The organism is Pseudomonas sp. WC1 (assembly GCF_050586565.1).
Lineage (GTDB): Bacteria > Pseudomonadota > Gammaproteobacteria > Pseudomonadales > Pseudomonadaceae > Aquipseudomonas.
In genome coordinates this window covers 1-22,333 of record NZ_JBOBDQ010000058.1, presented here as the reverse complement: position 1 = coordinate 22,333, position 22,333 = coordinate 1, and the positions used below count along the sequence as shown (strand labels likewise).

Genomic DNA, 22,333 nt, shown 5'->3' with positions numbered 1-22,333 from the left:
GGAGCAGACTGCATGGCATTCGAAACCATCCTGTTGGACATCCACGGCAAGGTCGGCCTGATCACCCTCAACCGCCCGCAGGCGCTCAACGCGCTGAACGCGCAGATCGTCGGCGAGATCAACCAGGCCCTGGACCAGCTCGAGCGTGACCCGAACATCGGCTGCGTGGTGCTCACCGGCTCCGCCAAGGCCTTCGCCGCAGGCGCCGACATCAAGGAAATGGCCGAGCTGCAATACCCGCAGATCTACGTCGACGACCTGTTCAGCGACGCCGACCGCATCGCCAACCGGCGCAAACCCATCATTGCCGCGGTATCGGGCTTCGCCCTGGGTGGCGGCTGCGAGCTGGCGATGATGTGCGACTTCATCCTCGCCGCCGACAATGCCAAGTTTGGCCAGCCGGAAATCAACTTGGGCGTGTTGCCGGGCATGGGCGGTACCCAGCGCCTGACCCGCGCGGTGGGCAAGGCCAAGGCCATGGAGCTGTGCCTGACCGGGCGCCTGATGGGCGCCGAGGAAGCAGAGCGCGCCGGTCTGGTGGCGCGCATCGTGCCGCAGGCCGAGTTGGTGGAGGAGGCGTTGAAAGTGGCAGCGGCTATTGCGGCCAAGTCGATCCCGGTGAGCATGATGGTCAAGGAGAGCGTCAATCGCGCCTTCGAAGTGACTTTGAGCGAAGGCGTGCGCTTCGAACGCCGGGTATTCCATGCCGCGTTTGCCACCGAAGACCAGAAAGAGGGCATGGCAGCCTTCATCGCCAAGCGCGAAGCACAGTTCAAGGACCGTTGACGGGATGGGCGCGGCATTCGCCGCGCCCGACGGATCAGAGGTTGAAGAAGTACCGTGCAGCGGCTGAAACGGTGATCGGGGCGCGGTACACCTCCACCGCTCTGCCGCTTCCGTCGGCGTAGCGATGCCCCGGCATATGGCGTTGCGCGGCGAGTTTGAGGTGCCCTGCGGTGAAGTCGGCTTTTGCAGTGTTCATCGCCGGATAATGAAAGTGCGCATACCACAACACCTGCCCGTCATGGCTGATACCGTATTCGTCGAGGAAGTCCGCTGGCCTGCCCTTGACGCTGGCCAGGCGGGTACGGCTGCCGACCCTGCTGATCTGCACATGCTTACCCTCGACCAGGAACATCACTTCACCCATGCGCGGTTTCTGCGCCATGGCGGCCGCCACGCGCAGCTGCGTTGCCTGCCCTTGCAGCTCGTCGGCCAGCCCCCGCAGGGCACGCGCCACCTGCTCGGCATCCTTGTCGCCCAGCGCCTCATCGGTCTCGTTGTCCTCGGTCAGGCGGGCTTCGATGGCATCGGCATGGGCTTGCAAGCGTTCCTGCTGGTGGCGCACGCTCTCCTCTAGTTCAACCGGCAGGTAGCGGCTCGAAACCGCTTGCAGCCTTGCCACCTCATCGCGGGCCGATTTCATCAGCCTGTCGCTGCCGTTGAGCAGGCGTTTGAGGCTTTGCCCGGCGCGCTGGGTGGCTGCCTGGGCAGGTTGGAGCTCGACCCATTCGCCCTGTTTGAGGTGGTAGGTGCGGGTGATGGTCTTGTTGTCCGGGCCTGGAATGTCAACCGTGTTTGCGTCATCCGCTCGGGGCTCGGCCAGCAGCAGGCCGTGTTCAGTGGTGTCGATCAGCCCCGGTACTTTCTTGCGCAGTTGTTGCAGCGTGCTGATCGACGGATAGTCAGGCAGCTCGGCGAGCTCCTGCTTGATGCGTGAGAGGATCCAGTCAACCTGTTCTTGCAGTTGGCGCATCGTCCGTTGCCCGGCCTCCCCGTTGATCTGCTCGGCGAAGTGCCCCAGTTGACGGGCCGCGGCCTGGAACTGTTCGAGGATGCTGCGCAACAATCGGACTGCGACTTCCTCGTCAGCGTCAACCAACCTGAACAGTTTGGCGCGCTGGGCGATGCCCAGCTCGACGTTGCTCCAGAAACGGTCTCGCCAGAAGGGCGCGTCGCCGCTGAGCCCGTGCACCAGCGTCATGCGGTTGACCAGCGCTTCGAGCCGCAGGAAGCGCAAGATCAGGTCGCGCTCTGCCGTGGCAGGCATGGCCGCGGCGAGCTTGCTCCATTGCAGTATCTCGGGTTGCTGCGGGCTCGCCAGCTTGTTCAGGGTGTCCTGGTTCTGGCGCAGGCGGGTGTTGTTGTCGATCATCTGCTCGATCAGCGGTGCCAGCGTGTCCAAGCGACTGGCAGCGATTCTCGCGTCGCTGGCAGAGAGGTCCATGCCCTGCTGCTGTTGCGTGGCAAGCTGCAGCAGTTGCTCGCGCGCCGGCTGGTAGCGCATGTGCAGGATCTTGCGCTGCAAGCGCTGACAGAAACTGTCCTGATAGACCGCGAAGGCGTGGACCTTCTTGAAATCCTTGAGCGGTTCCAAGCCATTGCGGGTTTTCAGCCGCTCGATGTGCGTGGTCCAAAAGTCGGAAAGCGCCTGTAACTTCTCCTGGCAGGTCTGCAAGGTGGTGTCGTCCTGGGTCGCGGCGGCGATTTTCTCGACGGTGGTCTGCTGCTTGATCTTCTCGGAGATGGTGTCCTTGTCCGCCTTTATCTGCTCATTGACTGTGCGCAGGGCGCTTTCCTTGTCCAGTTGCATCCTGCGTATCCGCTCTGGCAATGGCATGCCCCCCTCGAGTACCAGGCGCAGGTCCAGTTGCCAGCGACCCACCTCGTCGCGGCGTAACCACGGGCCATGCTCATGGTCCGGGCCGACGATACGCATCTGGTTGCGGGGCATGCCGAGCTCGACTTCGTACACTTTGCCGCCCAGTTGCGTATAGAGCTTGCTGTCGTGCAGGTACAGGCCGCGCAGCGCGCCGCTGGGGACCGGAGTGCCGAGCGAGCTGGCGGCGACGGTGGCTTGTAACGCATTCAGCGAACCGCGCTGGGCGTTGGTCAGCGTTTGCGTGGGGCGCGTCCAAGCGAAATCGAGGCGGCTGTCGGCAGGCTGCCTGACCTTCGGTGGCTCGGGCACGACGGATTCGGGTTCAGTGAGGTGGGCGGCGATAGCAGAGAACGGCGCCGTTTCACCTTGCTCCTGGCGCAGCCGGACCAACGAATGAGCGAACAGCAGCATGGAGATGTTGACCAGCAGGTTGACGATGGAGAGGCGATACCTGCTGGGCTCGCGTTCGGCATCCGCGTCCACGTACTCGGCCAGCGCGACCTCCATCTGCGCCAGCCACGCCACTTTGCCCAGCGTGCCACCGGCGAGCGGCAGCAGGGTGTTGAACAGCAGCCATCCCAATTCCTTCCAGCGCGTCCAGCGGGTTTGCGCGGTGGTTGCTGCATGTTCTTCGAAGTGCTGCAGTGATTCGTTCACGCAAGCCAGGTAGAGCGCCGCACCAGGGTCGGCGACGGGGGCTTCCCTCGCCAGCTCCACCGGCGCCGGTGTGCCCCATGGCAGCGCACTGGTGTCTTCGAGTATCACGAACAGATGAGGCTCGAGAAAGCCGCCATGGGCGTAGAACCGTCGGTTCTCGGGCGCCAGGCGTTGCAGCAGGTCATCCTGCAGCTTGCCGGGGCTGCTGATGGCGACGAACAGCGCCAGCCGATCGCTGAACTGCAGCAGGGTGTCCTCATGCAGCGGACGGTACAGCAGGCAGGTCTCGGCACCGGCGGACAGTGGCTCGATCAGCCAGGTGTTGCAGGGGTGATCCACCGATGCCCCAGGCGACTTGATGAAGCCCAGCGGGCGCATGATCCAGCGTCGGGCTTCGTCATCTTCGGCCGTCCAGAACACTTGGGCGATACGGCTGGCAGCTTGCTGGTCCGGCAGTTTGCCACGCAGATAAAGCTCCTGTGCCAACGCCGGCAGCTGGCTGCGCAGCTGAGTGGTGAGCAGGCGCTGACGAGCCACGCGCCCGTTCGGATCGTCCAGCAGCTTGCGGCGCAGCATGGCAGGGTAGCTTGCACCGATGTCCAGCTCGCTGACCACGCTGCGCAGGTAGCTCTCGGTCATCCATTCGGGCAAGGGGCTCGCGTCAGTCGAACGCAGTTCGACCCGGCCCGGTCGGAGCAGGCCGAGGTTGCCGATTGCCAGCTGGGCCAGTGTGTACTCGACCGGCGTCACCTCGCCTGTGGTGAGGACCCCGCCTTGGGCAGGCGCGGCGACGCCGGTGGTCTGGTAGTTGAATACCCTGACATGCTTGGGGTCGACACTGTCATCGGGGTGATCAGCCGCGAAGCGTGCAGCCAGTTGCCGGTTGGCAAAGCCTTGCGCGTTGTCGACGCCATCGAGCCAGAACTGGCCTTGGTTATCCTGACAGCCTTGGGCGACATCGAGGAGCAGCGTGCTGAAGTGCATCAGCGAGCGGCTCTGGGCATTGCGCAGCCAGTCTGGCAGATGCTGCAACAAACTCTGGCGTTTAGTGGCCTCGACTTCGCTGCACAGGGCGATCATGGAGGTCAGCCGGTCCAGGTCCAGGTTCATGTTGAGGGCATCGAGCCTGGTTCGATACTGTCCCGCGCGGTGCGTGATGACCCGCAACTGCTGATCGAGCACGCCCAGTGCCTGGGTTTCGAAGTGTCCTTGGCTCGAAAGGCTGATGCTGACCTGGCGTGGGGCGTAGTGGGGCGCGGCGGGCCAGTAGCGGCCAATCGCCTCGAGCATGTCCTGACGGGACTTGAAACTGTACAGCTTGCCGGCCAGCGTGAAGAGCAAGGTCAGATCGCGTGTGGGATCACCATCAGCGTGTTCGATGAGCAAGGCGCTGGCAAGGTCGGTATCGAGCTTGCCATCGGCAGAGAAATCCACGCCGAGATGGGAAACCTTCAGACCAGCCGTGTTACTCCACCTGTCCAGTCTTTGCGCGAATGGCTGGTCATGCACCAAGGTGGCGACTGCCAGGGCGAAACCGGGAAGGCTCCCCGCGCTACGGTGAGCGTCGACAGCGGTTTGCAACTGAGCACGCAGGAACGCTGCATACCATTGCCAGGGCGTCTGCCCGTTCTTATCGAAGGCGCTCCAGTAGGCAGTCAGCGACTGTTCATAGGCCTCGAGCAGAAACGGCCCGGCCTCGTTGATCAGCAGCTCGACCCGATGCAGGTCGATGTCCACCTGCCAGGCCGGATCCCCATCCACGTGGGTGGTGACGAAGTTTTCGCCATCGCTCAGGTTCAGGGTCTTTCGTGCGCAGTAGCGCTCTACGAGCACGTGCGACAAGGGGCGCACCCAGGTGTCACCAGTGCGTGGATGGCGGCTTGCCAGATACAGCGCGAGCGGGTCATGCGGGTTGTCTGGCAAGTGCCGCAGCCATTGCTGGCGCAGGATCTGGTCAGCGGCGTCGAGCAGTACCGGGCGATCACTGAAGCGTCGGGCGACCTTGCAATCCAGGTTGCTGGAGCGGGCTATACGGTGGTGCAGGTTGTCGGTCATGGTCCTGGCCTGGTGTTTGAAAGAGGACCATCAGGCGATTTTTCGCGCTTGCCTGGGCTTTAGCCGACTACTACCCGGTCCGCGGATAGCTGCGCAGAGCAAGCGGTGGTGGCTGCGTTCCAAGGTGTAGGACGGTGGGCGGGGCTGACAGCACCATGTTTGTTGCGGCATATTGCACTGAGACGCCCGGCAGACGCGCAAACCCGGCAAACCACGACGCCAATTAGCGGATTCCTGGCCATTTCGGTCAAATCCCCCGTCATTTCTGTTGCCCACTGCCGCGCGGCACCTTAGACTTCCGCCCCCTGTAAAAGAGTGCCGGTTGGCGCTTGAAGAATTCCGCCCCCGACGTGCCATCGTCGGTGGCACCCGAATCGCCCATATGCACATTTTTTCATAGAGAAATCGATGACCAAGGAACAGTTGCTGGCCATGTCGGCCGATGACTACATGAACGCCGAGCAGCTCGCGTATTTCACCGCGCTGCTGCAGGCGATGAAAGTCGAAACTCACGAGCGCATCGAACTCAGCCGCACCGCCATCGAAAGCCTGGATACCCCGTCGGATCCCGCTGACGTGGCGTCGGTCGAGGAAGAACGCACCTGGTTGGTCAATGCCATCGACCGCGACCAGCGTCTGCTGCCGCAACTGGAGATGGCGCTGGACCGCATCACCGACGAAAGCTTCGGCTGGTGCGACGACAGCGGCGAGCCGATCGGCCTGAAGCGCCTGCTGATCAGCCCGACCACCAAGTACTGCATCGAAGCCCAGGAGCGTCACGAACAGCTCGACCGCCACCAGCGGCAGATCTGATCCAACGCCTTGTGCAAGGCCCCGCGGAGCGATCCCTGGGGCCTTCGTGTTTTCTTGCCTTGCATCAAGCATGGCCGCCGCCATCGAGGCGCCACGTGCCGGCGAGCACGGACGTGGCTTCGCGGTGGCCGATGAGCTGGGTACCGGGGTGAACAAACCGGTGTGCAGCTTGCACAGATTACGGGACTGGCAGCCCGTGTCGAAGGCCAGGTCCGCGCAAGTGGATTGAGCGGATTTGTTGCCGGAATTGCAATACAGCTGTACCTGGCGGCGCTTTTTCCCAGGCAGGGCAGGCCGTATCATGCGCGTATCGTTAGGTTGCTAATTAAATTCCGGAGGGAATGATGAATAGCCAAGTCGATGTCGCCGTCATGATCGGGACTGGCGTGCCGCGCTCAATGCAGGCCCTGGGCAACCGTGTGTGTTGGGTGGTACTGGTCGATGGCGAGCGTCGCGGCACAGCATTCGCCAGCCGCGCCGAAGCCTTGGAATGCCGGGATGCCTGGCTGGCCCTGCTGGACAGCTGCAACGCGGCCTGAGGCGTTCAGCGCTCGAATTGTCGGGCCAGTGCGCAAGCCTGCTCGTGGCACTGGCGAAAACCCCTGACCCGACCCGTATCGCGTTCGGCGATGTGGTAGAAGGCGACACCGGCGGGAATGACGATATAGCGAGGGATATCATGGCCGGAAATGTTACGTGCCTCTCGACGGGTTTCAGTGTTTTCGTGCATATTCGCTCTCCTGTAATGCGCGACTGAAGGCCAGCATTCCTTTCTGGCGAAAGAACTGGTGCTGCTTGTCGCATCCTTTCCGGCATTTGTGCTGTCGGACATTACGTTTCCCTTTGCGGAATCGAGCCGAAGCTTACTTCGCATCGCCGGGCGGTGGCTGGGTGAACTGCTTCCTGGTTGCCCTTGCGCCGTTGTGCGTGGACGCTTTGTCGCTTGTTTCCACGGTCCTGCGGACCTTGACTAAAAAGTGCCTGTCACCTGACGCAACTTGTGTCCGTGGCGTGGCCGTTGCAATCGATGTGAGGAGCCCTTCATTGGCAGTCAGTACACTGGATACCCATGCGTTGTTCGCCCTGGGCGACTTGCGCGCACAGCTGGTCAAGCTGTTCCACGGGCGTTTCATCTATGTCACCGAGCAAAACCCGGAAGGCCTGTACATGGCCGAAATCGACACCGAAGAAGCCATGGTGGTCGACGACAAGCAGCGCCTCGAATTGAAGGTGGGTGACCACTTCCGCGCCGCGGTCTTGCCCAGCCGCGAAGGCGGCAAGCTGGAATTGCGCTTTCGCGAGATCAAGCTGAACGTCTATGGCCAGGGCGACTACGCCTTCGTCTCGGTACCGGAAGGCGACGGTATCGTGTTCCGCGACGGGCATGGCGTGATGCTGGTGTTCGCTGCCCAGCAACAGGTGCAGGAAGGCCTGGGCAAACTGCTCAAGGCGGTGACCGGCAAGGTCGCCAAATGGCGCAAGGGCGAGTTGACCACCTTCAAGGCCAGCGAATGATCGACGAGCCCACCGCGGGCTCGCGGGCCGACTTTCACCGCCTGCACCAGGCCCGTGCGGTGGATGAGGCCGAGCGCCTGCTTGCGCGCCGAGAGGCGCTGCACGGCGGCTGGCTGGCCTGGGTCGCCGGCGAGCTCTATCGGATGAGCCCGCCGCCTTTTGCCGCCATGGTACGCCGCGAGTTGCAGCGCTTGAGCCAGGCATGAGGCTCAGTTGCCGCGATCGCGCCCGCTGCTGACTTCCTCAGGTACGTTTTCACCCGAGGTGCGTTTGCGAAACAGCGCGGCCCTGGCCAACAGCAGCGTGGTCACCGGCACGGTGATCGACAGCAGGATCGGGATCAGCCACGCATGCAGCACCGGGCTCTGCTTGAGCACCGAGAAGTACAGCATCGAGGCCAACGCCACGCACCATGCGCCGATGGTCGAGGCCAGCGCGGGCGGGTGCATGCGCTGGAAAAAGTCCTGCAGACGGACCAGCCCGATGGCGCCGATCAGGGCGAACAGGCTGCCCAGCAGCAGCAGCGTGGACACCAGCAGTTCCAGCCAGAACGGCAGTTCGATAGCTTCGTTCATTCGATCACCTCGCCACGCAGCAGGAACTTGGCCAGGGCGAACGAACCGACGAAGCCGAACAGGGCGATCAGCAGCGCGCCCTCGAAGTAGGTGTCACTGGCGTAGCGAATGCCCAACACCAGCATCATCAGCATGCCCAGGATATACAGGTAGTCCAGGGCCAGTACGCGGTCCTGGGCGGACGGGCCGCGGAACACCCGGATCAGTGCCAGGCCCATGGCAATGGCGAAGATGAACAGGCTGGTGAGGACGGCATAGGCAAGCAGGCCGCTCATTCGAAGATCTCCATCAGCGGACGTTCATAGGTGTGCTTGAAGTGCTCGATGAAGGCCGCTTCCTCTTCAAGATCGAACACGTGCAACAACAGTACGCTGCGATCCAGGGCCAGTTCCGACCAGATGGTTCCCGGCACCACGGTGGTTATCATCGACAGTGCCGCCAGACCGTGGGCGTCGCGCAGGTCCAGCGGAATATGCACGAATGCCGAGCGAGGCGGCGTGCTGCCGACGCGCAGCACGCCACGAGCCACCAACAGGTTGGAATGGATCACGTCGAGGCCCACTCGGCCAACCAGCTTGACGATTGCCCAAGGGCGGCGCACATGGGCGTGCTGCGGGCGCAACGGCGCCATCAGGATAGGTGCGAGGATCCCCAGCGCGGCACCTAGCAGCAGGTTGCCCGGGCTGACCGAGAGGTTGAGCAGCAGCCACAGTGCCAACAGTGCGACGGACAGCAGTGGTGCGGGAAACAGTCGGCTCATGGCTGCGCCTCCACGCTAAGGGTGGTCGGGCCGGGCAGTGGCCGGGTGGCCATCACCGCCTTGACGTAGGCCTCCGGCGTGCTCAGGCTCGCGGCGGTGTCCTGGGTGTAGCGCAGCAGCGGCTCAGCCTTGAGGCTGAGGAAGATGCACAGGCCCAGGAGAATGACGATAGGCACGCATTCATAGCGACGCAGCACCGGCGAGGGGCGTTCCTCAGGCTTCCAGAAGCGCTGGATGCCCACCCGGCCGAAGGCGATTAGCGAGGCCATGCCGGACAGCACCAACAGGGTGACCAGGGTCCAGCCCGCGACGCCCAGCGGCTGCTCCGGGCTGACGCCCATGCCTTGCGGGTTGAACAGCGCGCTGATCAGGTTGAGCTTGCCGATGAAGCCCGACAGGGGAGGCATGCCGATGATCAGCAGGGCGCAGGCGATGAAGGCAAGGCCCAGGAAGGCCATGGTCCAGGGAATGATCTGGCCGATCACCACCTGCTGCTCGTCGTCCAGGTTGATGCCCTTGGGCGGGTGCAGGGACTCCAGAGGCGAGGGCATTGCGCCTTCTTCATCCTCCAGCGGCGCCTCGTTGGCCGAGCGCGAGCGCTCCACCAGCTCGGCCAGCAGGAACAGCGCGCACAGGGCCAGGGTGGAGCTGGCCAGGTAGAACAGCGCGGCGCCGGTCAGGATCGGCTGGCCGAAACCGACGGCGGCCAGCAGTGTGCCGGCGGACACCAGGATGCTCAGCGCTGCCAGGCGCTCCAGGCGCTGCGCGGCGAGGATCGACACGGCCGCCACGGCAAGGGTCGCCAGGCCGCCATACACCAGCCAGTCCCCGCCGAAGAACGCCGAGGCGCCGGCCTGGCCGGAGAACAGCAGCGTCCACAGGCGCAGGATGGCGTACAACCCGACCTTGGTCATGATCGCGAACAGCGCGGCTACCGGCGCACTGGCCGACGAATACGCCGGTACCAGCCAGAAGTTCAACGGCCAGACCCCGGCCTTGGCCAGGAAGGCGACCGCCAGGATCGCCGCGCCGGCATGCAGCAGGCCGCGATCGGCTTCCGGCACCAGCGGCACTTTCAATGCCAGGTCGGCCATGTTCAGGGTGCCGGTCACGCCGTAGAGCATGGCCGCGCCCACCAGGAACAGCGACGAGGCGAACAGGTTGATGGCGATGTAGTGCAGCCCGGCCTTGACCCGTGCCCGCCCCGAGCCATGCAGCAGCAGGCCGTACGAGGCCGCCAGCAGCACCTCGAAGAACACGAACAAGTTGAACAGGTCGGCCGTGAGGAAGGCGCCGTACAGACCCATCAGCTGGATCTGGAACAGCGCGTGGAAGCTGGCACCGGCACCGTCCCAGCGGGCCCGGGCGAACAGCAGGGCGCTCAGGCCGATTATACCTGTCAGCGTCAGCAGCAGCGCCGACAGGTGGTCGAGCACCAGGGCGATGCCGAACGGCGCCGGCCAGTTACCTGGCAGGTAGACGCCGATGGACTCGGCCTGGCCTTGGGTGCGCACCCACATCAGCAGGGTCACGGCGATGCCCAGGCCGAGGGCGGTGGACAACAGGTTCAGGCGCGCCTTCAGCCAGCGGTGCTTCTCACCGATTAGCAGCATCAGCGCCGCGGTGAGCAGCGGCAGCAGGATCGGCGCAATGATCAGTTGGTTCATCCCGCTCATTCGTCACGCTCCCGGCCATCGACGTGGTCGGTGCCGGTCAGGCCGCGCGAAGCCAGCAGCACCACCAGGAACAACGCGGTCATGGCGAAGCTGATGACAATGGCCGTCAGCACCAGCGCCTGGGGCAGCGGGTCGGTGTAGTGCAGCAAATCGTGGGGCACGCCGTCCTTGATGATAGGCTCCTTGCCGATGAACAGGCTGCCCATGCTGAAGATGAACAGGTTGACGCCGTAGGACAGCAGGCACAGGCCCATGATCACCTGGTAGGTACGCGGGCGCAGGATCAGCCAGACCCCCGAGGCGGCGAGGACACCGATGGCGACTGCTATGACTTCTTCCATCAGGCGGCTCCTGCTTGGCTGGACTTGGCGGGGCGGTAGGCACGCACCGACTGGTGGGCCAGCGCGGTGAGGATCAGCAGGGTCGAGCCGACCACCACGGTATACACGCCGATGTCGAAGAACAGCGCGCTGGCCACATGCACGTCACCCAGCAGCGGCAGGTGCAGGTGGGCGGTGTGGGTGGTGAGGAACGGGTAGCCGAGCAGCATCGCCCCGGCGCCGGTAAGGGTGGCGCAGAGCAGGCCGGTGCCCATCCAGCGCAGCGGGCGCAGGCTCATCTGCGCCTCGACCCACTGGGTACCGGCGACCATGTACTGCAGGATGAACGCCACCGACATCACCAGGCCCGCGACGAAACCGCCGCCGGGCTGATTGTGGCCACGCATGAACAGGTACATTGACACCAGCAGGGCGATCGGCAGCAGCAGGCGCACCAGAGCGGCCGGCACCATCATGAAGCCCAACGCGGTGTCGGTGGCGTGGCGCGGGTTGACCAGGTCGGTGACCACGTCCGGTGCCAGCTGCCGCTGCTGAGCCGGCAACTGCATGCTCTCCTTGGGCGGGCGGAAGCGGCGCAGCAGGGCGAACACGGTCAGCGCCACGGCCACCAGTACGGTGACTTCACCGAGGGTATCGAAGCCACGGAAGTCCACCAGCATCACATTGACCACGTTGGTGCCCCCGCCCTCTGGCAGGGCGCGGCTAAGGAAGAACGAGGAAATGTCGTTGGGCGTCGGGCGGGTGAGCATGGCGTAGGACAGCAAGGCCATGCCGCCGCCGACCAGCACCGCCAGCAGCAGGTCGCGCAAGCGGCGCAGACGGGCGCGGTCCTGGCTGCCGGGCAGCGGCGAGACACCTTCGATACGCCGGGGCAGCCAGCGCAGGCCAAGGAGGATCAGCACGGTTGTCACCACTTCGACCGCCAGCTGGGTCAGGGCCAGGTCGGGCGCGGAGAACCAGACAAAGGTGATGCAGGTCATCAGGCCGCAGACGCCGACCATGATCAGCGCCGCGAGACGGTGGTATTTGGCCTGGTAGGCGGCGCCGATGGCGCAGGCGATGGCGATCAGCCACAGCGCGACGAACACCCCGGAGCCGGGGATCTTCGGTCGGTCGCCCCAGCTCAGGCCGCTATACAGCAGTGGTGTCAGGCCGGCGATGAATGCCGCCAGCACCAGCATGAACAACTGCGTCTGCAGGCGGCGGGTAGTCAACAGGCGCTCGATGTGCCGGGCCAGCAGCATCAACCGCACCAGGCCATGCTCGAACAGGCGCTTGCCATTGAAGCGCTCGATCAGCGGCGGGTGGGGGAAGCGACCGCGCTGCAGCTGCTTGCGCAGCAGCAGATAGAGGATGATGCCGCCGCTCATGGCGATCAGGCTCATGATCAACGGCGCGTTCCAGCCATGCCAGATGGCCAGGCTGTACTCCGGCAGGGTGCCGCCCACCACCGGCAGGGCGGCGGCGGCCAGCAGCGGGCCGACCGATTGGGCCGGGAAGATACCGACCACCAGGCACGTGAGCACCAGCAGTTCGACCGGTGCGCGCATCCAGCGGGGAGGCTCGTGGGGCGTGTGCGGCAGATCGTCGGCCGCGGGCCCGAAGAACACGTCGACGGTAAAGCGCAGCGCATAGGCCACGCTGAAGGTTCCGGCGAGGGTGGCGATCACTGGCAGGGCGGCCTCGACCCAGGCGGTCGAGGTGATGAACACGGTCTCGGCGAAGAACATCTCCTTGGACAGGAAGCCGTTCATCAGCGGCACCCCGGCCATCGAGGCGCTGGCGACCATGGCCAGGGTGGCGGTGAACGGTATCAGGCGGAACAGCCCGCTGAGGCGGCGGATGTCGCGGGTGCCGCTTTCGTGGTCGATGATCCCCGCGGCCATGAACAGCGAGGCCTTGAAGGTGGCGTGGTTGAGAATATGGAACACCGCGGCGACGGCGGCCAGCGGACTGTTCAGGCCCAGCAGCAGGGTGATCAGGCCCAGGTGGCTGATGGTCGAGTAGGCCAGCAGGCCCTTGAGGTCGTTCTGGAACATCGCCGCGAAGGCGCCGAGCAGCAGGGTGGCGGCACCGGCGCCGCCGACGATCCAGAACCACTCCTCGCTGCCCGACAACACCGGCCACAGGCGGGCGAGCAGAAACACCCCGGCCTTGACCATGGTCGCCGAGTGCAGGTAAGCCGATACGGGAGTGGGCGCCGCCATGGCATGGGGCAGCCAGAACTGGAAGGGGAATTGCGCGCTCTTGGTCAGGGCGCCGATCAGGATGAGGGGCAGCAGCACCGGGTACAGCGCATGCTGGCGGATGATGTCGCTGGCAGCCAGGACCTTGTCCAGGTCATAGCTGCCGACCACATGGCCGAGCAGCAAGGCCCCGACCAGCAGGCACAAACCGCCGGCCCCCGTCACCATCAATGCCATGTAGGCGCCGCGGCGGGCGTCGGCGCGGTGGTGCCAGTAGCCGATCAGCAGGAACGAGAACAAGCTGGTTAGTTCCCAGAAGAACACCAGCTGGAGCAGGTTGCCGGAGATCACCAGGCCGAGCATGGCGCCCATGAATGCCAGGAAGAAGGCGAAGAAGCGCGGCACCGGGTCCTGCGGCGACATGTAGTAGCGCGCGTACAACGCCACCAGGCTGCCGATGCCCAGCACCAGCAGGCTGAACAGCCAGGCAAAACCGTCCATGCGCAGGACCAGGTTCAGGCCCAGGCTGGGCAGCCACAGGAATTCCTCGCGAATCACCCCGCCATCGGCCACCTGTGGGTACAGCAACGCCACCTGGACGGTACCGACCAAGGCCACGAGCCCGGCGAGAATGGACTCGGCGTTGCGTGCGTTGTGCGGCAGTACAGCCGCCAGGCAACTGCCTATGAAGGGCAGAAGCAATAGCACAATCAATGACATAGCGTTCTGTTCTGAGAAGTTTGCCAAGGATCATACGTGCCGGGGGGGGGATCACCAACACGCAAGCAGTTGCAGGATCGTACAAATGTGCTGTGACAAGCTGTTTTTTTATAACAGTTTTTTACAAAGCATAGCGGGTGACAGCGTTGCCGTGGGGCTGCTTTGCAGCCCTGAGGATGCGCAGGAGGGCTACAATCCCGTCTCGCGCTGACGCGCGTCATCGTCCGGCAACGCCTCTGCCTCATCCTGGCGACGAATCTTCAGCTCGCTTACCACCACCGCCAGCACGATCAGCACCCCGCCGATCAACGCCACGCCGGGCAGCCGCTCGCCGGCAACGCGCCCGACGATGCCGGCCCACACCGGCTCGCCCGCATAGATCAGCGTGGCGCGGGTCGGCGAGACCGACTTCTGCGCCCAGTTCATCGCCACCTGGATCACCGCGCTCATGGCGCCCAGGCCCACCGCGCTGGCCAGCAGCAGCCAGGAAAAATCGGGGAGCTGCTCCTGGGTGGGCACGATCATCAGGAACGACAGCGCCGAGGCGGTGGCCAACTGCACCACGGTGACCCGACGCACATCCACCTTGCCCGCATAGCGGCTGATCAGGATGATCTCGCCGGCGATCGCCACGGCGCTGACCAGCGTCACCAGCTCGCCTTCACTGAAGTGCAGCGCGCCGCCCTTGGGGCCGGCCAGCAGCATCAGCCCGGCGAAGGCCAGGCCGATGCCCAGGCTCGGCATCAGGCCTGGACGGCGGCCCAGCACCAGCCATTGCAGCAAGGGCACGAAGGGCACATAGAGCGCGGTGATGAATGCCGACTGGCTGCTGCTGATGGTCTGCAGGCCCATGGTCTGCAAGCCGTAGCCGAGCATGATCGACACGCCGATCAGCACCCCGGCCTTGAGTTCGGTGGCGGTCAGCCCCGCCAGCGAGCGTGCCGACACCAGGCCGACGAACAGCGCGGCGGCAGCGAAGCGCAGGCCGACGAAGAACATCGGGCCACTGACGCTCATGACGTTGTGCACGATAAGGAAGGTGCCGCCCCAGAGCATGGTGATGAACACCAGCACCAGTTCGGCCTTGCTCAGGCGGAAGGTGACGGTGGGCTTGCTGGCGGAGGCCTGGCTCATGGTCTTGCGCACTCGGAAGGGGCGGCGCACAATTCGCCGCAAAGTGGGCAGTATACTGCGCAATCCCTACCAGTGAGCAATATAGTGCACAAAGATTCCGAGCACCGCGCTTCGGTGCTGCAACATGTCAGCCAGAACGTTCGCCGCCTGCGCGGTGATGCCGGCCTGAGCCAGGCCGCCCTGGCCGAGCGCTCCGGGGTCAGCCGGCGCATGCTGGTGGCCATCGAGGCCGGCGAGAAGAATGTCAGTCTCACCACCCTGGACCTGATCGCCGAAGCGCTCGGGGTGGCGTTCAGCACCCTGATCCAGGCCCCCGACCGCCGCGATCCCAGCCGTATCGACGAGCTGGCCTGGGCCGGCGTGCACCCTGCCAGCCGGGCCGTGCTGCTGGGCAGCAGCCCGGCCCGGCGCGAAGTCGAGCTGTGGGAGTGGACCCTCGCACCTGGCGAGTGCTACGCCAGCGAGGCAGACGCCGCCGGCTGGAGCGAACAGATCTATGTGACCGAAGGCCGCCTGACGCTGATCATCGAAGGCGGCGAGCGGCAGTTGGGCAAGGGCGAGTTCTTCGTCTTCCCCAGCGATTGCCGCTACGCCTATCGCAATGATGGCGAGGAGGCGGTGCGTTTCGTGCGTAATGTGGTGATCTGAGGGGTAGAGCGGGTGCTGAAGACATCGGCATAGGCGAACGCCAACGCGGTCATCGGTCTTCAGCGCCTGATCCTCAATCCTGGCTCGGTGGGTGGGGGCCGGGGCCTTCATCGGCCAGGCGATCATGGTGGTTGCGCAGCGGGCACTCTTTCAGCGACATGCAGCCACAGCCGATGCAGCCATCGAGCTGGTCGCGCAACATCACCAGCTCGTCGATACGCCGGCTCAGGTCGTCGCGCCAGCGTGCCGAGAGGCGCTGCCAATCGTCGGCGGTGGGCGTGTGGTCGCAGGGCAGGGTATCCAGGGCGTTGGCGATGTCGGCCAGGGGGATGCCCAGGCGCTGGGCCATCTTGATTACCGCCACTCGGCGCAGCACGGCCCGTGGGTAGCGCCGCTGATTGCCGGCGTTGCGGGTGCTGTGGATCAGGCCCTTGGTCTCGTAGAAGTGCAGGGCGGTCACGGCCACGCCGCTACGGGCGGCCAGCTGGCCGACGCTGAGCAGGCGTTCCTGGGAGTAAGGAGGTTTCATCGTCAACAAAATCCTTGACCTTGAGTTAGCTGGAGGTTTTACCCTCCACGACCATCTGCTGCAAGAGCCCGAAACGAGGAGAAGCAACATGACGGCCAACACCCATTCCCTGTGGTTCACCCAGATGATCGAGTACGACGTGCCACCGCTGCGCCAGGATGCGCTGGCCGAGGCGCTGGTGGTGCGCAGCGAGCACCTGGCGCAACGCTGCGACGGCTTGCTGAGCGTCAGCATCCAGGTTAGTGACGACGGCCGGCGGGTGCTTCAGCTCCTGCGCTGGCAATCGCGCCAGGCATGGGCGGCAGCCGCGGGAAGCTTCATCGAGGAGCCGTTCCTCGACCTGCTGGGCGAGCATCAGGCGCGGGGGGTGAATTTCGCCGCCTACCAGACCCTGCGCAGCCTTGTGCGCGGCGCCGATGGTGGCCTGCACTGCCAGTTGGGCTGCGCTCAGGCATACCAGGGCGCATAGTGCGGGTAGCGGTCCAGGCGGGCACCAATGACCATCTCGCCGATCCAGGACGTGAGTATCGCGCTGTAGGCCTTCTGGCTTTCTTCGCTGGACAGGGCATGGTCGGCGCCGTCTACCAGGCGGTGGGTCATCGAATGGGCACTGACGAACGCCGAGCGGTAACTCATCAACGTGCTGTGAGGTACGTAGTCGTCCTGCTCAGACTCCACCAGCAGTACATCGCCGCCAAACTCGGCGCAGGCTGCCAGGGCGCGGTTGTCGGCCGGGCCAAGGCTACGCTGGCGGTAGGCGTTGAGGCGCTGGCGGTCGAGGGCCTGCTTGGGCGCGTCCCATTCGTCGTCCCAGTAGAGGGCGGGCACCCTGAGCGCCAGCCATTTAACCGGCCGGCGCGGGGTAAGCAAGGTGGCCAGGTAGCCACCGTAGCTACTGCCGATCACGGCAATGGCGGCGGGGTTCACCGAAGGGTGGCTGGCGAGCCTGTCGTAGGCGGCCAGCAGGTCGGCGAGGTTCTGCTCGCGGGTGACGCTCAGGCGCTGGCTTTCGGTCTTTTCATGGCCGCGCAGGTCGAAGGTCATGCAGACGCAGCCTAGCCCGGTGATCTGCCGGGCACGGGCCAGGTCGCGCTGCTGGCTACCGCCCCAGCCATGGACGAAGAGTATCCCTGGCATGCGGCTGCCGGGGCTGACCAGGGTGCCGGCAATGCTTTCCCCTTCGACTTGCAGTTCCACGGTTTCACTCTCGATGGTCATGGTCGCGTATCCGTGCATATTTGCTGAGTTGTCCAAGTTCACTGTCATGCCCCTGATAGAACAGCGTGGCATCGGCAGGCAGTCGCGCCTGGCCGAACACCTCGTGGGTCGATGCGCATAGCCGCTGCAGGGCCGGATCCTCGGCGAAGGCCGTCAACGCCAGGACCTCGGCCGGGCTAGCGCCCCCGATGCGCCACGACTGTTCGAGCACGCCGCTGCGCAGGTGGCCTTGGCGGTCGTTGCCCCGGGCGATGTCGTAGTTGCGGCGCGAAGCGATGAAGCCAGGGAAGTAGCGTTCGGCGGCCTGTTCGTAGGCCATGGCCTGATTGATGGCCAGGCGCAGATGATCGTCCAGCGGCAGTTGCAGCAGTTGCAGGTAGTCGCCCCGCACCACCACCAGGTCGGAGCCGCCGTAGACCTCGGTTCCTGCGTGGTCGCGGGTTAAGTGCTGGGTGCCGTGGTAACTGAGGGTGAGCCCGGCCACGCGCACCTGGCCGACGCTGAAGGTCTCGACCGCGTCCAGGTCCTCTTCCAGCACCAGGCCCCACAGCCCCAGGGCCTCGTCGTCCATTGCCTGCAGTAGCGGTTCCAGGGCCTGGGAATCGTTGATCACCTGCTGGCCTCTGCCTGCACAAGCCAGTACCGGCTTGACACGCACCGGGCCGTCGCGCAGCAGCAGCTCGGCGGCGTGGCGCGCGTCTGCCTTGGAGAACACCGTGTAGCCGCGTAGCAGGGCGTCGCTGGCCAGTTGGGCGAAGGCATCCGTCCAGCCGGGTGGAAAGCTGGCATCGGCTGGCAGGGGATGGGAAATCGCCTTGGTGGCCATGTGTGGATGGCTGACCGCACCGCCGAATAGGTCCTCTTCGCCATGGATGCCGAGTGCCATCTGGCGCGTCGAGTCGACCAGGGTGTCGCTCGGCACGTAGTAACAGCGGGCATCGGCGCTGGGCACGGGCGCTGACTCGACCCGATCGATGCCCAGCAGGTGTGCCAGGTACTGGGCGATTTTCAGGTGCGTCGCCTGCTCATGGTCCGGCGTGTGCGCCCGGGTGTCGAGGAGCACGACCGCGGTTTTCGGTGCGCGGGAGTGGGGCATGGCCAACCTCGCGTTCGCAGGGTGTGTAAGGGGTGTGAAGGCGCGTAGGCTGTTTAGTTCAGGAGGAAGGATCGACGGTCGGCAGGGCACTTGGGGCAATGCATGCCTTGTTACGGTCGTGGTGATTGCGGGCGCCTGCCAGCTGTTTCATTATCAACGGCTTGGACCCGTCGACACCTATCCGCAGGAGTGCGCATGAACAGTCAGTCCCCTCTTCACGAACCCGTACCGGCGCGCCTTGCCCGTGTGCGCGAGGCCATGGCCCGGGAGGGCGTGGCTGCCTTGCTGGTGCCTTCGGCCGACCCGCATTTGTCCGAGTACTTGCCTGGCTATTGGCAGGGACGGCAATGGTTGTCCGGCTTCGAGGGGTCGGTGGGCACGTTGGTGGTCACGGCGGATTTCGCTGGGCTCTGGGCTGACAGTCGCTATTGGGAACAAGCGAACAAGGAGCTGGCCGGCAGTGGCATCGAGCTGATGAAGCTGCGGCCCGGCCAGCCAGGCGCGTTGGAGTGGTTGGGTGCGGAGGTCGACGGTACCGTTGCGGTGGACGGTGCGGTCATGGCAGTGGCCGCAGCCCGCCAGTTAAGCGAGCGTCTGCAGGCGCGGGGCGCAAAGTTACGTACGGACATCGATCTGCTGGCCGGGGTCTGGAGCGACCGGCCATTGTTGCCGGGCAATCCGGTCTACCAGCACCTGCCGCCCCATGCGACCGTCAATCGCGCGCAAAAGCTTGCCGAGCTGCGGGGCACCCTGCAGGAAAAAGGCGCCGACTGGCATTTCATTGCCACGCTCGACGATATCGCCTGGCTGTTCAACCTGCGTGGCAGCGACGTTTCCTACAACCCCGTGTTCGTCTCTTTCGCGTTGGTCAGCCAGGACAAGGCGTACCTGTTCGTCGGGCGTGACAAGGTCGATGGGCACCTGCGCGACGTATTGGCGGTCGATGGTATCGAGGTTCGTGACTACGCAGCGGTCGGCGACGCGCTGTCGGCGATTCCGGCCACGGCCAGCCTGCTGGTGGATCCGGCGCGGGTCACCCGTGGGCTGCTGGATCACCTGCATGGGCAGGTTCGGCTGGTCGAGGGCATCAATCCGACGACCTTGAGCAAGTCGCGCAAGGGTGAAGGGGATCTCGTCCATATCCGCCAGGCCATGGAGCAGGACGGCGCGGCATTGAGCGAGTTCTTTGCCTGGTTCGAAGCGAACCAAGGGGCGCAGCACATCACCGAGCTGACCATCGATGAGCGGTTGAGCGCGGCCCGCGCCCGCCGTCCGGGCTTTGTATCGCTGAGCTTTTCCACCATCGCGGCCTATAACGCCAATGGCGCCATGCCGCACTACCGCGCCACCGAGCAGTCACATGCCGTGATCGAGGGCAATGGCCTGCTGTTGATCGATTCAGGTGGGCAGTATCTAGGGGGAACCACCGATATCACCCGAATGGTGCCGATCGGCGAGCCGAGCCGCGAACAGAAGGCGGATTGCTCGCGGGTGCTCAAGGGCATGATCGCGCTGTCCAGGGCCAGGTTCCCGCGTGGGATCCTCTCGCCTCTGCTCGATGCCATCGCCCGCGCGCCGATCTGGGCTGACCAGGTCGATTACGGGCATGGCACCGGTCACGGTGTCGGCTACTTCATGAATGTGCACGAAGGCCCGCAGGTGATCGCCTACCAGGCGGCTGCCACGCCGCAGACAGCCATGCAGCCGGGGATGATCAGCTCGATCGAGCCTGGGACCTACCGGCCGGGGCAGTGGGGGGTGCGTATCGAGAACCTGGTGGTCAATCGCGAGGTCGGTACCAGTGAGTTTGGCGAGTTCCTGGCGTTCGAAACCTTGACCCTGTGCCCGATCGACACGCGCTGCCTGTTGGTCGAGGCGCTGGGCAGGGAGGATATTGCCTGGTTGAACAGCTATCACCAGACGGTGCGCGAGCGGCTTGCCCCTTTGCTGGAAGGTGAAGCGCTGGCGTGGCTGGAGCGGCGGACCGCGCCTCTCTGAAAGTGAAAAGGGCAGCCATTGGCTGCCCTTCATGCATCTGTTACTTGCAAATCACGATCATGCTGCGGCTGGTGTAGCCGGCAGGGTTGATGCCGAAAACGTAATCGCCAGGCTCTTCGTCGGAGTCACCGGAGCGGGCGATGACCTTGTAGCCCTTGCTGCTACAGGAGCTGGCGGCCTTGCTGTAGCACTTCTCCCACGACGAGGAGAGTCCCGAGCAATTGATATGCAGGCCTTTCTTCCCTCGTTTCACCTCGGTATTGGCTGTCGCGGCACATCCAGCGATGACCAGGATGCCCAGGATGAGCAAAATACGTTTCATTCCTGTCCTTATACGGCCCGACTACATTAACGGACCTGACGTTTGCGCGTTTCCTCTTCCTTGATGATCCCCGGCGTCCATGTACCGCTCAGTAGATAGCGTCAAGATTATGATCTGGTGACAGCTTAATCAGCCACGCCGGGCGGTACAAGGCTACAGGTTGGCTAAATGAAAATATTTCTCAAATCAGTCGGCAGCCACGGGTGGCGCCGCTTCCCGTTTCATGGAAAGGGTAGCGCCCACCGAGGCGGTGATGATGGCGAGAATGGCCAGCCACTGCCAGAGCGTGAGCTGCTCGCCCAGGAACAGTAACCCGGACAATGCGCCAAAGGCTGGTTCGATGCTCATCAGGGTGCCGAAGGTGCGTGCGGGCATGCGGGTCAGGGCCACCATTTCCAGGCTGTAGGGGAGCGCCGTGGACAAGATCGCCACGCCCAGGGCTACGGGCAGCAGGGCAGGGGTGAGCAGCGCGGTGCCGGCATGGGCGATACCGATGGGGGCGACGAACAAGGCAGCGATCACTACGCCCAGTGCGGCAGTCTGGATGCCGTTCTCGGCACCGGCTTTCTGTCCGTAGAGGATGTACAGCGCCCAGCACACACCGGCCCCTACGGCGTAAGCGGCGCCGATCGGGTCGAGCCCGCCACCGGTCTGGCCTACGGGGATCAGCAGCAACAGCCCGGCGACTGCCAGGGCGATCCACAGGAAGTCCAGCGCTCGTCGCGAGGCCCACAGCGCCACCGCGAGCGGCCCGGTGAACTCGAGTGCCACGGCGATGCCGAGAGGCACGCTGCGCAAGGACATATAGAAGAGGAAGTTCATGCCACCCAGGGCCATGCCGTAGATGATCACGCTGCGCAGGGTGCTGGCGTCCAGACGCGCACGCCAGGGCCTCAATATAAGCAGCATGATGATGCTGGCGAAGATGAGGCGCAGCGCTGTGGTGCCTTGGGCTCCGACAATGGGGAACATGCTCTTGGCCAGCGAGGCTCCGGACTGGATGGAAGCCATGGCGATCAGCAGCAGGCCGATAGGGAACAGCGTGGTGGCCAGGCTGCGGTGCGGGGTATTCATGTTGGGGTCCGTTGTTGTGCGCGCAAGGGTGCGCAATATAGTGCGCAGCAGGGTGTGGATTGGCAAGGTCGGGTGTGGTTTCAGTAAACGAGGTTCAGAATGATTGAACGCCTGGCAGCCTTCCTGCGGTCCAGCATCATAATCCTGTAATAAAAGGTTGACGGAGTTTCAGATCCCCTTATAATGCGCCCCACTTCCAGCGACATCGGAACGAAAAACTCATTGAATATCAATGAGTTGATCGATCAAGAGGGTTGCGGAGGTGCTTCGGTCGTCAGATCGGCAGCGGTGAAAAAAGGCAGTTGACAGCAGGTTGTAGCGCTGTATGATTCGCCTCCCGCTACGAGAGATCGC

General features: G+C 64.4%; 22 protein-coding genes. 8 read left to right on the top strand and 14 right to left on the bottom strand.

Features of this window, described 5'->3' with window-relative positions; translation table 11 throughout:
• Positions 1–12 precede the first annotated feature (12 nt).
• Entirely contained in the window at positions 13–786 is a 774-nt protein-coding gene (locus tag ACQ4OD_RS21725; RefSeq protein ID WP_430944900.1) for an enoyl-CoA hydratase, read from the top strand.
• Between the two features lie 34 nt (positions 787–820).
• Here the strand turns inward: ACQ4OD_RS21725 and ACQ4OD_RS21720 are convergent, their stop codons facing one another.
• The gene (locus tag ACQ4OD_RS21720) at positions 821–5,374 is read right to left on the bottom strand and encodes a hypothetical protein (protein WP_430944899.1); all 4,554 of its coding nucleotides are present in this window, start codon (positions 5,372–5,374) and stop codon (positions 821–823) included.
• 408 nt (positions 5,375–5,782) lie between these two features.
• Between ACQ4OD_RS21720 and ACQ4OD_RS21715 the strand changes: the two genes are divergently transcribed.
• Both ACQ4OD_RS21715 and ACQ4OD_RS21710 read left to right on the top strand, forming a co-directional pair.
• Positions 5,783–6,187, top strand: coding sequence for a TraR/DksA family transcriptional regulator (locus ACQ4OD_RS21715; RefSeq protein WP_023629711.1), 405 nt, complete (start codon positions 5,783–5,785; stop codon positions 6,185–6,187).
• A 344-nt stretch (positions 6,188–6,531) separates the two neighbouring features.
• Positions 6,532–6,726: a hypothetical protein gene (locus tag ACQ4OD_RS21710; RefSeq protein ID WP_102683678.1), complete on the top strand. Its 195-nt coding sequence runs from the start codon at positions 6,532–6,534 to the stop codon at positions 6,724–6,726.
• A 5-nt stretch (positions 6,727–6,731) separates the two neighbouring features.
• Here ACQ4OD_RS21710 and ACQ4OD_RS21705 read toward each other — a convergent pair whose 3' ends face one another.
• Positions 6,732–6,917: a hypothetical protein gene (locus ACQ4OD_RS21705; RefSeq protein ID WP_139669819.1), complete on the bottom strand. Its 186-nt coding sequence runs from the start codon at positions 6,915–6,917 to the stop codon at positions 6,732–6,734.
• Positions 6,918–7,231: 314 nt separating this feature from the next.
• Here ACQ4OD_RS21705 and ACQ4OD_RS21700 point away from each other — a divergent pair, with 314 nt between their 5' ends.
• On the top strand, positions 7,232–7,702 hold the full coding sequence (locus tag ACQ4OD_RS21700; protein ID WP_102683676.1) for a hypothetical protein: 471 nt from the start codon (positions 7,232–7,234) through the stop codon (positions 7,700–7,702).
• Complete coding sequence (locus ACQ4OD_RS21695; protein ID WP_430944898.1) at positions 7,699–7,908, top strand: hypothetical protein; 210 nt, start codon at positions 7,699–7,701, stop codon at positions 7,906–7,908. The genes ACQ4OD_RS21700 and ACQ4OD_RS21695 overlap by 4 nt, the downstream gene beginning before the upstream one ends.
• A gap of 3 nt (positions 7,909–7,911) precedes the next feature.
• Here ACQ4OD_RS21695 and ACQ4OD_RS21690 read toward each other — a convergent pair whose 3' ends face one another.
• The 7 genes from ACQ4OD_RS21690 to ACQ4OD_RS21660 form a co-directional block, all read right to left on the bottom strand.
• Complete coding sequence (locus ACQ4OD_RS21690; RefSeq protein ID WP_139669821.1) at positions 7,912–8,277, bottom strand: Na+/H+ antiporter subunit G; 366 nt, start codon at positions 8,275–8,277, stop codon at positions 7,912–7,914.
• A complete protein-coding gene (locus tag ACQ4OD_RS21685; RefSeq protein ID WP_046854843.1) occupies positions 8,274–8,552 on the bottom strand; it encodes a K+/H+ antiporter subunit F in 279 nt (92 codons plus the stop codon). The genes ACQ4OD_RS21690 and ACQ4OD_RS21685 overlap by 4 nt, the downstream gene beginning before the upstream one ends.
• The gene (locus ACQ4OD_RS21680) at positions 8,549–9,037 is read right to left on the bottom strand and encodes a Na+/H+ antiporter subunit E (protein ID WP_430944897.1); all 489 of its coding nucleotides are present in this window, start codon (positions 9,035–9,037) and stop codon (positions 8,549–8,551) included. The genes ACQ4OD_RS21685 and ACQ4OD_RS21680 overlap by 4 nt, the downstream gene beginning before the upstream one ends.
• Positions 9,034–10,713, bottom strand: coding sequence for a monovalent cation/H+ antiporter subunit D (locus tag ACQ4OD_RS21675; RefSeq protein WP_139669825.1), 1,680 nt, complete (start codon positions 10,711–10,713; stop codon positions 9,034–9,036). Before ACQ4OD_RS21675 ends, ACQ4OD_RS21680 begins: the two co-directional genes overlap by 4 nt.
• Complete coding sequence (locus ACQ4OD_RS21670) at positions 10,710–11,054, bottom strand: Na+/H+ antiporter subunit C (protein WP_023632557.1); 345 nt, start codon at positions 11,052–11,054, stop codon at positions 10,710–10,712. The genes ACQ4OD_RS21675 and ACQ4OD_RS21670 overlap by 4 nt, the downstream gene beginning before the upstream one ends.
• The gene (locus ACQ4OD_RS21665) at positions 11,054–13,960 is read right to left on the bottom strand and encodes a monovalent cation/H+ antiporter subunit A (protein WP_430944896.1); all 2,907 of its coding nucleotides are present in this window, start codon (positions 13,958–13,960) and stop codon (positions 11,054–11,056) included. Before ACQ4OD_RS21665 ends, ACQ4OD_RS21670 begins: the two co-directional genes overlap by 1 nt.
• A gap of 189 nt (positions 13,961–14,149) precedes the next feature.
• The gene (locus tag ACQ4OD_RS21660; RefSeq protein WP_430944895.1) at positions 14,150–15,094 is read right to left on the bottom strand and encodes a DMT family transporter; all 945 of its coding nucleotides are present in this window, start codon (positions 15,092–15,094) and stop codon (positions 14,150–14,152) included.
• Between the two features lie 84 nt (positions 15,095–15,178).
• Between ACQ4OD_RS21660 and ACQ4OD_RS21655 the strand changes: the two genes are divergently transcribed.
• Positions 15,179–15,742 carry a helix-turn-helix domain-containing protein gene (locus ACQ4OD_RS21655; RefSeq protein ID WP_139669831.1) on the top strand — a complete coding sequence of 188 codons (564 nt, stop codon included), beginning with the start codon at positions 15,179–15,181 and terminating at the stop codon, positions 15,740–15,742.
• Positions 15,743–15,815: 73 nt separating this feature from the next.
• Here ACQ4OD_RS21655 and soxR read toward each other — a convergent pair whose 3' ends face one another.
• Positions 15,816–16,271, bottom strand: a complete 456-nt coding sequence (gene soxR / locus ACQ4OD_RS21650; protein WP_430944894.1) for a redox-sensitive transcriptional activator SoxR — start codon at positions 16,269–16,271, stop codon at positions 15,816–15,818.
• Positions 16,272–16,359: 88 nt separating this feature from the next.
• Here soxR and ACQ4OD_RS21645 point away from each other — a divergent pair, with 88 nt between their 5' ends.
• Positions 16,360–16,740, top strand: coding sequence for an antibiotic biosynthesis monooxygenase (locus ACQ4OD_RS21645; RefSeq protein WP_198755578.1), 381 nt, complete (start codon positions 16,360–16,362; stop codon positions 16,738–16,740).
• On the opposite strand, the gene ACQ4OD_RS21640 is transcribed toward ACQ4OD_RS21645, so the two are convergent.
• Both ACQ4OD_RS21640 and ACQ4OD_RS21635 read right to left on the bottom strand, forming a co-directional pair.
• Complete coding sequence (locus ACQ4OD_RS21640) at positions 16,719–17,489, bottom strand: alpha/beta hydrolase family protein (RefSeq protein ID WP_198755579.1); 771 nt, start codon at positions 17,487–17,489, stop codon at positions 16,719–16,721. The two genes, ACQ4OD_RS21645 and ACQ4OD_RS21640, sit on opposite strands and share 22 nt — an antisense overlap.
• A complete protein-coding gene (locus ACQ4OD_RS21635; RefSeq protein WP_430944893.1) occupies positions 17,473–18,585 on the bottom strand; it encodes a DUF3182 family protein in 1,113 nt (370 codons plus the stop codon). Before ACQ4OD_RS21635 ends, ACQ4OD_RS21640 begins: the two co-directional genes overlap by 17 nt.
• A gap of 195 nt (positions 18,586–18,780) precedes the next feature.
• Here ACQ4OD_RS21635 and ACQ4OD_RS21630 point away from each other — a divergent pair, with 195 nt between their 5' ends.
• The gene (locus tag ACQ4OD_RS21630) at positions 18,781–20,583 is read left to right on the top strand and encodes an aminopeptidase P family protein (RefSeq protein WP_430944892.1); all 1,803 of its coding nucleotides are present in this window, start codon (positions 18,781–18,783) and stop codon (positions 20,581–20,583) included.
• 40 nt (positions 20,584–20,623) lie between these two features.
• On the opposite strand, the gene ACQ4OD_RS21625 is transcribed toward ACQ4OD_RS21630, so the two are convergent.
• Both ACQ4OD_RS21625 and rhtA read right to left on the bottom strand, forming a co-directional pair.
• Entirely contained in the window at positions 20,624–20,905 is a 282-nt protein-coding gene (locus ACQ4OD_RS21625) for a hypothetical protein (RefSeq protein WP_110703575.1), read from the bottom strand.
• Positions 20,906–21,091: 186 nt separating this feature from the next.
• Complete coding sequence (rhtA, locus tag ACQ4OD_RS21620; RefSeq protein ID WP_110703577.1) at positions 21,092–21,979, bottom strand: threonine/homoserine exporter RhtA; 888 nt, start codon at positions 21,977–21,979, stop codon at positions 21,092–21,094.
• Positions 21,980–22,333 lie beyond the last annotated feature (354 nt).

Coding starts and splice junctions, on each gene's coding strand:
- ACQ4OD_RS21725 (WP_430944900.1), top strand. CDS start 13: ATGGCATTCGAAACCATCCTGTTGGACATCCACGGCAAGGTCGGCCTG.
- ACQ4OD_RS21720 (WP_430944899.1), bottom strand. CDS start 5,374: ATGACCGACAACCTGCACCACCGTATAGCCCGCTCCAGCAACCTGGAT.
- ACQ4OD_RS21715 (WP_023629711.1), top strand. CDS start 5,783: ATGACCAAGGAACAGTTGCTGGCCATGTCGGCCGATGACTACATGAAC.
- ACQ4OD_RS21710 (WP_102683678.1), top strand. CDS start 6,532: ATGAATAGCCAAGTCGATGTCGCCGTCATGATCGGGACTGGCGTGCCG.
- ACQ4OD_RS21705 (WP_139669819.1), bottom strand. CDS start 6,917: ATGCACGAAAACACTGAAACCCGTCGAGAGGCACGTAACATTTCCGGC.
- ACQ4OD_RS21695 (WP_430944898.1), top strand. CDS start 7,699: ATGATCGACGAGCCCACCGCGGGCTCGCGGGCCGACTTTCACCGCCTG.
- ACQ4OD_RS21690 (WP_139669821.1), bottom strand. CDS start 8,277: ATGAACGAAGCTATCGAACTGCCGTTCTGGCTGGAACTGCTGGTGTCC.
- ACQ4OD_RS21685 (WP_046854843.1), bottom strand. CDS start 8,552: ATGAGCGGCCTGCTTGCCTATGCCGTCCTCACCAGCCTGTTCATCTTC.
- ACQ4OD_RS21680 (WP_430944897.1), bottom strand. CDS start 9,037: ATGAGCCGACTGTTTCCCGCACCACTGCTGTCCGTCGCACTGTTGGCA.
- ACQ4OD_RS21675 (WP_139669825.1), bottom strand. CDS start 10,713: ATGAGCGGGATGAACCAACTGATCATTGCGCCGATCCTGCTGCCGCTG.
- ACQ4OD_RS21670 (WP_023632557.1), bottom strand. CDS start 11,054: ATGGAAGAAGTCATAGCAGTCGCCATCGGTGTCCTCGCCGCCTCGGGG.
- ACQ4OD_RS21665 (WP_430944896.1), bottom strand. CDS start 13,960: ATGTCATTGATTGTGCTATTGCTTCTGCCCTTCATAGGCAGTTGCCTG.
- ACQ4OD_RS21660 (WP_430944895.1), bottom strand. CDS start 15,094: ATGAGCCAGGCCTCCGCCAGCAAGCCCACCGTCACCTTCCGCCTGAGC.
- soxR (WP_430944894.1), bottom strand. CDS start 16,271: ATGAAACCTCCTTACTCCCAGGAACGCCTGCTCAGCGTCGGCCAGCTG.
- ACQ4OD_RS21645 (WP_198755578.1), top strand. CDS start 16,360: ATGACGGCCAACACCCATTCCCTGTGGTTCACCCAGATGATCGAGTAC.
- ACQ4OD_RS21640 (WP_198755579.1), bottom strand. CDS start 17,489: ATGACCATCGAGAGTGAAACCGTGGAACTGCAAGTCGAAGGGGAAAGC.
- ACQ4OD_RS21635 (WP_430944893.1), bottom strand. CDS start 18,585: ATGCCCCACTCCCGCGCACCGAAAACCGCGGTCGTGCTCCTCGACACC.
- ACQ4OD_RS21630 (WP_430944892.1), top strand. CDS start 18,781: ATGAACAGTCAGTCCCCTCTTCACGAACCCGTACCGGCGCGCCTTGCC.
- ACQ4OD_RS21625 (WP_110703575.1), bottom strand. CDS start 20,905: ATGAAACGTATTTTGCTCATCCTGGGCATCCTGGTCATCGCTGGATGT.
- rhtA (WP_110703577.1), bottom strand. CDS start 21,979: ATGAATACCCCGCACCGCAGCCTGGCCACCACGCTGTTCCCTATCGGC.